4 protein-coding genes and 3 rRNA genes are annotated in these 12,175 nt (G+C 66.1%); all 7 read left to right on the forward strand.

The window, feature by feature from the left end; all coding sequences use genetic code 11:
- The first annotated feature begins 158 nt into the window (after positions 1-158).
- The 7 genes from GEV43_RS36920 to rrf all read left to right on the forward strand — a co-directional run bounded on the left by GEV43_RS36920 (position 159) and on the right by rrf (position 11,707).
- Positions 159-1,361: an argininosuccinate synthase gene (locus tag GEV43_RS36920; protein ID WP_160825372.1), complete on the forward strand. Its 1,203-nt coding sequence runs from the start codon at positions 159-161 to the stop codon at positions 1,359-1,361.
- 337 nt (positions 1,362-1,698) lie between these two features.
- Positions 1,699-3,120, forward strand: a complete 1,422-nt coding sequence (argH, locus tag GEV43_RS36925) for an argininosuccinate lyase (protein ID WP_160825373.1) — start codon at positions 1,699-1,701, stop codon at positions 3,118-3,120.
- A gap of 186 nt (positions 3,121-3,306) precedes the next feature.
- Complete coding sequence (locus GEV43_RS36930; protein ID WP_160825374.1) at positions 3,307-3,942, forward strand: DNA-3-methyladenine glycosylase; 636 nt, start codon at positions 3,307-3,309, stop codon at positions 3,940-3,942.
- A 252-nt stretch (positions 3,943-4,194) separates the two neighbouring features.
- A complete protein-coding gene (gene tyrS / locus GEV43_RS36935) occupies positions 4,195-5,472 on the forward strand; it encodes a tyrosine--tRNA ligase (protein ID WP_160825375.1) in 1,278 nt (425 codons plus the stop codon).
- A 711-nt stretch (positions 5,473-6,183) separates the two neighbouring features.
- Positions 6,184-7,703 (forward strand): 16S ribosomal RNA (locus GEV43_RS36940).
- 530 nt (positions 7,704-8,233) lie between these two features.
- Positions 8,234-11,348, forward strand: a 23S ribosomal RNA gene (locus GEV43_RS53435).
- Between the two features lie 242 nt (positions 11,349-11,590).
- Positions 11,591-11,707: ribosomal RNA gene (rrf, locus tag GEV43_RS36950) — 5S ribosomal RNA — on the forward strand.
- The 16S, 23S and 5S rRNA genes sit together here, the layout of an rRNA operon.
- Positions 11,708-12,175: the final 468 nt, after the last annotated feature.

A 12,175-nucleotide genomic window follows, 5' to 3' on the forward strand; every position in this document is an offset into this window, starting at 1 on the left:
GCCAGGCCCCCGCACCCGCTTGGCCCTGACCCTGCCCCGGCCCGTCTGACCCCGCACCCGCCCGGCCCTGCCCGGCCCCGCACCCGCCCGGCACCGCAGCCGCCGGGGGAGACGCCCCAGCGAACACCGACCCCGGAACCCTTCAGGAGGCCCGAGCCATGAGCGAGCGCGTCGTCCTCGCCTACTCCGGAGGACTCGACACCTCCGTCGCCATCCCCTTCCTCGCCGAGCAGACCGGCGGCGAGGTCATCGCCGTCGCCGTGGACGTCGGCCAGGGCGGGGAGGACCTCGACGCCATCCGCGAGCGGGCCCTCGCCTGCGGCGCCGCCGAGGCGGTCGTCGTGGACGCCAAGGAGGAGTTCGCCGCCGACTTCTGCGTCCCGGCGACGCGCGCCAACGCGCTCTACATGGACCGCTACCCGCTGCTGTCCGCGCTGTCCCGGCCGCTGATCGTCAAGCACCTCGTCGCCGCGGCCAGGACGTTCGGCGGCACCGCCGTCTCGCACGGCTGCACCGGCAAGGGCAACGACCAGGTCAGGTTCGAGGCCGGGCTGTCGGCGCTGCACCCCGACCTGCGGGTCATCGCCCCGGCCCGCGACCACGCCTGGACGCGCGACAAGGCCATCGCCTTCGCCAGTGAGCAGGGCCTGCCGATCGACGTGACGGCCAGGTCGCCCTACTCGATCGACCAGAACCTGTGGGGACGCGCCGTCGAGACGGGCTTCCTTGAGGACATCTGGAACGGCCCGACCGAGGACGTCTACGACTACACCGCCGACCCCGCCGAGCCGCGCGAGGCCGACGAGGTCGTCATCACGTTCGAGGCGGGCGTCCCCGTCGCGCTCGACGGCCGCGCCCTCGGCCCGTACCAGGTGATCGCCGAGCTGAACCGCCGCGCGGGCGCCCAGGGCGTCGGCCGGATCGACATGGTCGAGGACCGGCTCGTCGGCATCAAGAGCCGCGAGGTGTACGAGGCGCCCGCCGCCGTGGCGCTGATCACCGCGCACATGGAGCTGGAGAACGTCACCGTCGAGCGGGACCTCGCCCGGTTCAAGCGCTCGGTCGACCAGCGCTGGGGCGAGCTGGTCTACGACGGCCTCTGGTTCTCGCCGCTGAAGGACGCCCTCGACGCGTTCATCGCCGAGGCGCAGGAGCACGTGTCCGGCGACGTCCGGATGACCCTGCACGGCGGCCGGGCCGTCGTCACGGGCCGCCGCAGCGGCGCCTCGCTCTACAGCCACGACCTGGCCACCTACGACACCGGCGACACGTTCGACCAGAGCCTCGCCAAGGGCTTCGTCGAGCTGTGGAGCCTGCCCAGCAAGATCGCGTCCGCCCGGGACCGCGACCGGACGCCCTGACCGCTCGGGCCCCGGCGCGCCGTCCGCACGCGGGCGGGGCGCGGCGCGAAAGGCGCGACGCGAAAGGTGCGGCGCGAAAGGCGCGGTGCCCGCCGTACGGTGAGGCCGGAGGCCGTTTGGCCGTACGCTGAGGCGGACGTCATGCGGCCGCTCCGTCCGTTCCGCGCGGACGGGCGGCCACGGCACGACGGTCCGGCCGTACGGCCCGCTCGCGGGGCGGGACGCGCCGGGTCGTTCCCCGGCCGGAGCGGCGGACGCCCGCCGGCCGGCACGACGCCCGGACCGGACGACCAGACAGACACAACGAACGTACAGCGGTGGGAAGAAGAGGATTTCCGTGACCAAGGCACCGACGCGACTGTGGGGCGGCCGGTTCGAGGGCGGGCCGTCGGACGCGCTCGCGCGGCTCTCGGTGAGCGTCCAGTTCGACTGGCGTCTCGCCCCGTACGACCTCATGGGCTCGCGCGCGCACGCCCGCGTGCTCCACCGGGCGGGGCTGCTCACCGGCGAGGAGCTCGACCGGATGATCGGTGCCCTCGACGACCTGGAGGAGGCGTGCCGTTCGGGCGGGTTCCGCCCGACCGTCGCCGACGAGGACGTGCACACCGCCCTCGAACGCGGCCTGCTCGAACGCCTCGGCGCGCTCGGCGGCAAGCTGCGCGCCGGCCGCAGCCGCAACGACCAGGTCGCCACCGACCTGCGCCTGTACCTGCGCGACCACGCCCGCCAGGTCGTCTCGCGGCTGGTCGAGCTGGAGACCGCGCTGATCGCGCAGGCCGAGCACAACATGGGCGTCGCCGCGCCCGGCATGACGCACCTCCAGCACGCGCAGCCGGTGCTGTTCTCGCACCAGCTCCTCGCGCACGTCCAGCCGCTGACCCGCGACATCGACCGGCTCCGCGACTGGGACCGCCGCGCCGCGGTCTCCCCGCTCGGCTCCGGCGCCCTCGCGGGCTCGTCCCTGCCGCTGGACCCGCAGGCGACCGCCGCCGAGCTCGGCTTCGACGCCGCCGCGCCCAACTCGATGGACGCCGTCGCCGACCGCGACTTCGTCGCCGAGTTCCTGTTCGCCGCCGCGATGACCGGCGTGCACCTGTCCCGCCTGGGCGAGGAGGTCTGCCTCTGGGCCTCGCAGGAGTTCCGCTGGATCGAGATGGACGACACCTACGCCACCGGGTCGTCGATCATGCCGCAGAAGAAGAACCCCGACGTCGCCGAGCTGGCCCGCGGCAAGGCCGGGCGCCTGATCGGCCACCTGGTCGCCCTGCTCACCACCCTCAAGGGCCTGCCGCTCACCTACAACCGCGACCTCCAGGAGGACAAGGAGGGCGCGTTCGACGCCGTCGAGACGCTGCTGCTCGTCCTGCCCGCGATGTCCGGCCTGATCTCCACCATGCGGGTCAACACCGAACGCCTCGAAGCGCTCGCCCCCGAGGGGTTCGCGCTCGCCACCGACCTCGCCGAGCTGCTGGTCCGGCGCGGCGTGGCGTTCCGCGACGCCCACGAGGTCGTCGGCCACCTCGTCGTCTGGTGCCAGGTCAACGACAAGGACTTCGACGACCTCACCGACGAGGAGCTGGCGAAGGTCTCCCCGCACCTCACCCCGGACGTCCGCGAGGTCCTGAACGTCCCCGGCGCCCTGGCGTCCCGCAAGGCGTACGGCGGCACCGCCCCGGAACGCGTCCGCGAGCAGCTCGCCTCCCTGCGCGCCCAGGTGAACGAGCACGCCGCCTGGGCCACCGCCGACCCGGACGCCTGACCCCTGGACCCCCGCCCCACGCGCGCGCGGGGCGGAGGCAGGGGAACGCGCCGTCCCGCCGATGCCGGGCTCTCTCCCACGCGCACGCGCGGGGGAGAGAGCCCGTACGGCCCATCACGGGCGGAACAGTGCCCGCAGGGCCATAAAGTGAGCGTCTGGCATCCGACGGACGAGCACGGTGAGGCGATGAACGGAGCGTTGCTGCCACGGGAGTTCTTCGACCGGCCGGTCGACGAGGTCGCGCCCGCACTGCTGGGGCGGGTCCTCGCGCACCGTACGGCCGAAGGAGAGGTCGCGCTGAGGCTCACCGAGGTGGAGGCGTACGCCGGGCCCCTCGACCCCGCCTCGCACGCCTACCGAGGGCGTACGCGCCGCAACGAGGTGATGTTCGGCGAGGCGGGCCACGCGTACGTCTACTTCACCTACGGCATGCACTTCTGCGCCAACCTCGTGTGCGGCCCGGTCGGGTTCGCCTCGGGGGTGCTCCTGCGCGCGGGCGAGGTGGTCGAGGGCGCCGACACGGCCCGGCTGCGTCGGCCCCGTTCGACCGAACGGGACCTGGCGCGCGGCCCCGCCCGCCTCTGCCAGGCCCTCGGCATCGCGCGCGAGGAGAACGGCCTGGACGTGTGCTCACCCGACGGCCCCCTGCGGATCCTGACGGGCGAACCAGCGGATCCGGCGCTCATCCGCTCGGGCCCGCGAACCGGGGTGAACGGCGCCAAGGAGACCCCCTGGCGCTTCTGGATCGAGGGCGAACCCAGCGTCTCTCCGTACCGCGCGCACGTCCCCCGCCGCCGCAAGACGCTCAGCGCGGACCGCTGACTCCCTAGCCGCCCCCACACTGTGGCTCGTTCTGGAGTCATAACCCAGGCGGCGGACCGTTTCGCAGGGGCGCCGAGGCGCCCGCGCTCCAGATTCACCGGACCCGGCCACTCCGTCCGTCGGGGACGGGCCGCCGGATGTCCGTTCCCGCGCGGTACCTCCTCCATGGCCGTTGAATATCGTTACCGTGTGGGACGGCCCATCGGGCACGCTGGTGGGTGACGTCGAAGCAAGCCGGAGACGAGGGAGAACGTGACCGACATCCTGGATGACCTCGCGTGGCGCGATCTGATCGCGCAGTCCACCGATCTGGGCGAACTGCGCGCCCTGCTCGCCGCGGGGCCGGTCACGCTCTATTGCGGTTTCGACCCGACGGCGCCGTCGCTGCACCTCGGCAACCTGATCCAGCTCCTCACCCTGCGCCGGTTCCAGCGCGCGGGGCACCGGCCGATCGGCCTGGTCGGCGGCGCCACCGGCCTCATCGGCGACCCGTCCGGCAAGAGCGCCGAACGCGTCCTCAACTCGGAGGAGACCGTCGCCGGATGGGTCGAGCGGATCCGCGGCCAGGTGTCGCGGTACCTGGACTTCGACGACTCGCCGAACGGCGCCCTGATGGTCAGCAACCTCGACTGGACCGGCCGGATGACCGCCATCGAGTTCCTGCGCGACATCGGCAAGCACTTCCCGGTCAACCGGATGCTCGCCCGCGACACCGTCAAGAAGCGGCTCGACTCGACCGGCATGAGCTACACCGAGTTCAGCTACGTGCTGCTCCAGTCGATGGACTACCTGGAGCTGTTCCGGCGGTACGGGTGCAGGCTCCAGACGGGCGGCAGCGACCAGTGGGGCAACCTCACCGCGGGCGCCGACCTGATCAGGCGCGCCGAGGGCGAGACCGCGCACGCCCTCACCACGCCCCTGCTCACCAAGGCCGACGGGACGAAGTTCGGCAAGACCGCCGGCGGCGAGACGTACTGGCTCGACGCCGAACTGACCTCGCCGTACGCGTTCTACCAGTTCTGGTTCAACGCCGACGACCGGGACGTGGAGAAGCTCCTGAAGGTCTTCAGCTTCCGCACCCGCGAGGAGATCGAGGACCTGATCAAGCAGGGCGTCGACCGTCCCGCCGCCCGCGCCCCGCAGCGCGCGCTGGCGGAGGAGCTGACCACGCTCGTCCACGGAGCCGACGAGACCGCACGGGTCGTCGCGGCCTCGCGCGCGCTGTTCGGCCAGGGCGTCCTTGAGGAGCTGGACGAACGGACCCTGCGCGCCGCCCTCGCCGAGGTACCGCGCGCCGAGGTCCCGCCGGGCGACCTGCCACCCGTGACCGACCTGTTCGTGGAGTCCGGCCTGTGCAAGAGCAAGTCGGAGGCACGGCGGACGATCGGCCAGGGCGGCGCGTACCTCAACAACGCCAAGGTCGAGTCGGAGGACGCCGTTCCGGCCGCCACGGACCTCCTGCACGGCCGCTACCTGGTCCTCCGCCGAGGCAAGCGCAACGTCGGCGGCATCGAGGTGACCGCCGGCTAGGAGCTGCTCAGCCCGCCTGAACCGGCAGACTCCACCGACGCGGAGCCGTGCACGGCTGCGACGCGCGGCGGCTCGTGGGCCTCAAGGGATGCCCGCCCGGAAGCGTTCCGGGCGGGCATCCCTGGTGTTTGAGGGGGCCGCTGAGCGGGAAACATTGTCAGTTCAACGTCACAGTGCGGTCACGGGTACCGGACCCGGGGCCTCTACAGGGCGGCAAAAGCCAGCGTGACCTGCGCTTTCGTGCTCCAGAGGCTTGATTTGACGGTCCCGGCGGGGCGACCTAGTGTTCTACCTGCCCCAAGGGGAGCGGGACGCCGGAGACGGCGGCCGACCCCGGGGAACCTCCAGAGACCTGATGGACGCGGATCTTTCGCGCCCAGACGGGACATGGAACCCCGAACCGGACAAGGTTTGCGTAACCGGACGGATCGGGTAGGCTTGAAGGGTTGCCCCGGAGCAAGGCCCGCGTGAGTGGGTCTGGCGCGGTGGGTGTCCGTTTCTTGAGAACTCAACAGCGTGTTAAAAGCCAGTGCCTTTATCGGCTCGATCTTTTTGGGTCGGGTCGCCCCGTGGCCGCCGGTCGTTTGTTGGCTGGTGGTTGGGGATTTCTTTGAGGCAATACGGCCCTGAACGTTGGTTTGGGGTTGTTTGCTGGGATTGTTTCCTGAGGTTTGGCGGGTCTGGGTTCGCCCCTGGGCTTGTCGTTGTGCCTTGATGGAGAGTTTGATCCTGGCTCAGGACGAACGCTGGCGGCGTGCTTAACACATGCAAGTCGAGCGGAAAGGCCCCTTCGGGGGTACTCGAGCGGCGAACGGGTGAGTAACACGTGAGCAACCTGCCCCTGACTCTGGGATAAGCCCGGGAAACTGGGTCTAATACCGGATACAACCATTGGTCGCATGGCCGGGTGGTGGAAAGTTTTTCGGTTGGGGATGGGCTCGCGGCCTATCAGCTTGTTGGTGGGGTGATGGCCTACCAAGGCGACGACGGGTAACCGGCCTGAGAGGGCGACCGGTCACACTGGGACTGAGACACGGCCCAGACTCCTACGGGAGGCAGCAGTGGGGAATATTGCGCAATGGGCGGAAGCCTGACGCAGCGACGCCGCGTGGGGGATGACGGCCTTCGGGTTGTAAACCTCTTTCAGCACCGACGAAGCGGAAGTGACGGTAGGTGCAGAAGAAGCGCCGGCTAACTACGTGCCAGCAGCCGCGGTAATACGTAGGGCGCAAGCGTTGTCCGGAATTATTGGGCGTAAAGAGCTCGTAGGCGGTTTGTCGCGTCTGTCGTGAAAGCCCACAGCTTAACTGTGGGTCTGCGGTGGATACGGGCAGACTAGAGGCAGGTAGGGGAGAATGGAATTCCCGGTGTAGCGGTGAAATGCGCAGATATCGGGAGGAACACCGGTGGCGAAGGCGGTTCTCTGGGCCTGTACTGACGCTGAGGAGCGAAAGCGTGGGGAGCGAACAGGATTAGATACCCTGGTAGTCCACGCCGTAAACGTTGGGCGCTAGGTGTGGGGTTCTTCCACGGATTCCGCGCCGTAGCTAACGCATTAAGCGCCCCGCCTGGGGAGTACGGCCGCAAGGCTAAAACTCAAAGGAATTGACGGGGGCCCGCACAAGCGGCGGAGCATGTTGCTTAATTCGACGCAACGCGAAGAACCTTACCAAGGCTTGACATCGCCGGAAAACCCGCAGAGATGCGGGGTCCTTTTGGGCCGGTGACAGGTGGTGCATGGCTGTCGTCAGCTCGTGTCGTGAGATGTTGGGTTAAGTCCCGCAACGAGCGCAACCCTCGTTCCATGTTGCCAGCACTTCGGGTGGGGACTCATGGGAGACCGCCGGGGTCAACTCGGAGGAAGGTGGGGATGACGTCAAGTCATCATGCCCCTTATGTCTTGGGCTGCAAACATGCTACAATGGCCGGTACAGAGGGCTGCGATACCGTGAGGTGGAGCGAATCCCTTAAAGCCGGTCTCAGTTCGGATCGAAGTCTGCAACTCGACTTCGTGAAGTCGGAGTCGCTAGTAATCGCAGATCAGCAACGCTGCGGTGAATACGTTCCCGGGCCTTGTACACACCGCCCGTCACGTCACGAAAGTCGGCAACACCCGAAGCCCGTGGCCCAACCGCCTTGTGCGGGGGGAGCGGTCGAAGGTGGGGCCGGCGATTGGGACGAAGTCGTAACAAGGTAGCCGTACCGGAAGGTGCGGCTGGATCACCTCCTTTCTAAGGAGCACCAATCGGCCACACCCCTCCCCGTGGGGAGGTTGTGGTCGGTGGCCATCATCGGCGGCGCATGTTCGCCGGGTGGCTGCTCATAGATGTGGAGCACTGGCTATTCAGCTCACCGCCCGTGTGAGCCGGCAAGTACCGCCCCGCGGACTCTTTGGGTCTGTGTGGGGAGTGGGAGTCGCCGGTGTCGGGCTGGTGGTGGGGTGGGCACGCTGTTGGGTCCTGAGGAAACGGGCCCTTCAGCCCCCTTGAACACACACCGACTCGTTGGTGTGGGTGGAGGGGGTTGGGGTGTTTCTTCTGGACTACGGGACCAGACTCCGCATGCTTTTCAGCTGTGCGGGTTTGGTGGACTCGTTTGTTGTTTGAGAACTGCACAGTGGACGCGAGCATCTCTGGCGAGACTCGACCTCGACCATCTTGGTCTTTCTTCCTTCTGACTGTTTTTCCGGTGAGGGGGTTGGGGCCGGCGGGTGGTGTCGGGGGTTGGTGTCTTGTCTGCGATTTGTTTGATCGTTTTGTGTGTTCAAGTTTTTAAGGGCATACGGTGGATGCCTTGGCATCAGGAGCCGATGAAGGACGTGGGAGCCTGCGATATGCCTCGGGGAGTCGGCAACCAGACTGTGATCCGGGGATTTCCGAATGGGGAAACCTGGCACCCGTCATGGGGTGTCGCCGCCGTCTGAATGTATAGGGCGGTTGGTGGGAACGCGGGGAAGTGAAACATCTCAGTACCCGCAGGAAGAGAAAACAAAAGTGATTCCGTGAGTAGTGGTGAGCGAAAGCGGAGGAGCCTAAACCGTGCGCGTGTGATACCTGGTAGGGGTTGCGTGTGCGGGGTTGTGGGAGCATCCGGTCAGGTCTACCAGTCTGGCGGGGAGTTATAAAACAATGTGATAGTTGAACGGTTTGGGATGGCCGACCGTAGACGGTGAGAGTCCGGTAAGCGAAATCATGTTGTCTCCTGGGTGTTGTCCCGAGTAGCACGGGGCCCGTGAAATCCCGTGTGAATCTGCCACGACCACGTGGTAAGGCTGAATACTTCCTGATGACCGATAGCGGACCAGTACCGTGAGGGAAAGGTGAAAAGTGCCCCGGTGAGGGGTCGTGAAATAGTACCTGAAACCGTGTGCCTACAAGCCGTCAGAGCGTCCTCAGCACTCCTTTCGGGGAGTGTTGTTCGTGATGGCGTGCCTTTTGAAGAATGAGCCTGCGAGTTATGGTGTGTGGCGAGGTTAACCGGTGGCGGGTAGCCGTAGCGAAAGCGAGTCTGAATAGGGCGTTGTGAGTCGCATGCTGTAGACCCGAAGCGGGGTGATCTAGCCATGGGCAGGGTGAAGCGCCGGTAAGACGGTGTGGAGGCCCGAACCCACCAGGGTTGAAAACCTGGGGGATGACCTGTGGTTAGGGGTGAAAGGCCAATCAAACTCCGTGATAGCTGGTTCTCCCCGAAATGCATTTAGGTGCAGCGTCGTGTGTTTCTTGCCGGAGGTAGAGCTACTGGATGGCTGATGGGCCCTACAAGGTTACTGACGTCAGCCAAACTCCGAATGCCGGTAAGTGAGAGCGCGGCAGTGAGACTGCGGGGGATAAGCTTCGTAGTCGAGAGGGAAACAGCCCAGATCATCGGCTAAGGCCCCTAAGCGTGTGCTAAGTGGGAAAGGATGTGGAGTTGCCGTGACAACCAGGAGGTTGGCTTAGAAGCAGCCATCCTTGAAAGAGTGCGTAATAGCTCACTGGTCAAGTGATTCCGCGCCGACAATGTAGCGGGGCTCAAGCACACCGCCGAAGCCGTGGCACTCCAGCTGATGCTGGGGTGGGTAGGGGAGCGTCCTGCGTCCGGTGAAGCCGTCGAGTGATCGTGCGGTGGAGGGTGTGGGAGTGAGAATGCAGGCATGAGTAGCGAATCACGCGTGAGAAACGTGTGCGCCGGATGACCAAGGGTTCCTGGGGCAGGCTAATCCGCCCAGGGTAAGTCGGGACCTAAGGCGAGGCCGACAGGCGTAGTCGATGGACAACGGGTTGATATTCCCGTACCCGCTGGTATGCGCCAACGCTGAACCCTCTGATGCTAAGACCCTGAATCCCGCCTGGTTCCTTCGGGGACCGGGATGGGCCTAGCGGTCGACCCGAGGGGGTAGTAGGTGAGTGATGGGGTGACGCAGGAGGGTAGCTCAGCCCAGGCGGTGGTTGTCCTGGGGTAAGCAGGTAGCCCGTGCCGTAGGTAAATCCGCGGCACACACAGGGTGAGATGTGATGCCGAGCCGTTTTAGGTGAAGTGAGTGATCCCATGCTGCCGAGAAAAGCCTCTAGCGAGTGTACCGGCGGCCCGTACCCCAAACCGACTCAGGTGGTCAGGTAGAGAATACCAAGGCGATCGGGTGAACTGTGGTTAAGGAACTCGGCAAATTGCCCCCGTAACTTTGGGAGAAGGGGGACCAGGCCCGGTGATGGAGCATGCCTCCGGAGCTGGGTGTGGTCGCAGAGGCCAGGGGGAAGCGACTGTTTACTAAAAACACAGGTCCGTGCGAAGTCGTAAGACGCTGTATACGGACTGACGCCTGCCCGGTGCCGGAACGTTAAGAGGACCGGTTAGAAGACGCGAGTTTTCGAGGCTGAGAATCTAAGCGCCGGTAAACGGCGGTGGTAACTATAACCATCCTAAGGTAGCGAAATTCCTTGTCGGGTAAGTTCCGACCTGCACGAATGGCGTAACGACTTCCCCGCTGTCTCAACCACAGGCCCGGCGAAATTGCAGTACGAGTAAAGATGCTCGTTTCGCGCAGCAGGACGGAAAGACCCCGGGACCTTCACTACAGCTTGGCATTGGCGCTTGGAGCGTCTTGTGTAGGATAGGTGGGAGACTGTGAAGCCCAGACGCCAGTCTGGGTGGAGTCGTTGGTGAAATACCACTCTGGTCGTTTTGAGCGTCTAACCCGCACCCGTGGATCCGGGTGGGGGACAGTGCCTGGTGGGTAGTTTAACTGGGGCGGTTGCCTCCTAAAGAGTAACGGAGGCGCCCAAAGGTTCCCTCAGCCTGGTTGGCAATCAGGTGGTGAGTGCAAGGGCACAAGGGGGCTTGACTGTGAGACAGACATGTCGAGCAGGTGCGAAAGCAGGGCCTAGTGATCCGGCACCTACGTGTGGAAGTGGTGTCGCTCAACGGCTAAAAGGTACCCCGGGGATAACAGGCTGATCTTCCCCAAGAGTCCATATCGACGGGATGGTTTGGCACCTCGATGTCGGCTCGTCGCATCCTGGGGCTGGAGTAGGTCCCAAGGGTTGGGCTGTTCGCCCATTAAAGCGGCACGCGAGCTGGGTTTAGAACGTCGCGAGACAGTTCGGTCCCTATCCGCTGCGCGCGTAGGAGAATTGAGAGGGTCTGTCCCTAGTACGAGAGGACCGGGACGGACGAACCTCTGGTGTGCCAGTTGTCCCGCCAGGGGCACGGCTGGTTGGCTACGTTCGGTCGGGATAACCGCTGAAAGCATCTAAGCGGGAAGCCTTCCTCGAGATGAGTTCTCCCACCCCTTTTGTGGGTGTAAGGCCCCCAACAGACCATTGGGTTGATAGGCCGGACATGGAAGCACGGTAACGTGTGGAGTTGACCGGTACTAATAGGCCGAGTGGCTTGAACACACACAACGTTCAAACCAATCGACAGACCCCGCCGCCCCCGTTATCGGGGGTGGTCGGCGCCTGGTGTGCTCGCGTCCCTGTGTGGTTCCCGAACAACAACCGGGAACCCGAAGACCCCGTTCGCGGGTTCTTTGATCCGTGTGGTTTTTGATGTGTGAATAGTTGTTGCCTGAGCCGGATGTTGCTTGGGCGGCCAAGAGTTTCCCGCACAACCCCTCGTGGGGTGGTGTCGGGGTTGGTCGTTCGGTGGTTTTGGCGAAGGGGAAACACCCGGTCCCATCCCGAACCCGGAAGTTAAGCCCTTCAGCGCCGATGGTACTGCACGGGAGACTGTGTGGGAGAGTAGGACACCGCCGGACTTTATTTGGTCGAGGGTCGTTTCGATTCTTTAATCGGAGCGGCCCTCGACGCATGTCTGGGTCCTGCTCAAAGTAGGCTGCAAGAGTCCACGAACCACCGAGAACTGTGACGGACGTGATGAGCGCGGAAGAGGACGGCCGCAGCGACGAGAACCGCGAGCGGCGTGGCAAGGGCGGAGGGCGTGGCACGCCCGACCGGCGCGGGGGCGACCCCCGCGGCGGGCCCGGTGGGGCCGGACCTCGGAAGGGCGCAGGCCCTCGTAGCGGTGCGCCTCGGTCCGGTGGCTTTCAGGGCGGCCGCGGCCGTTCGGAGAACCGGTCCGGTGAGGGCGGTAGGCAGGGGAACGGCGGCCCGCGTGGCGGTTCGTTCTCCGGCGGCCGTCCCGCGGGCGGCGGTGGGCCCCAGGGCGGTGGGCGACCGAACGGCGGTGGCCGTACCGGCTCCGGTGGACGGCCCGCGTCAGGCGG

Origin of the sequence: Actinomadura sp. J1-007 (assembly GCF_009793335.1) — a bacterium.
Lineage (GTDB): Bacteria > Actinomycetota > Actinomycetes > Streptosporangiales > Streptosporangiaceae > Spirillospora > Spirillospora yumaensis.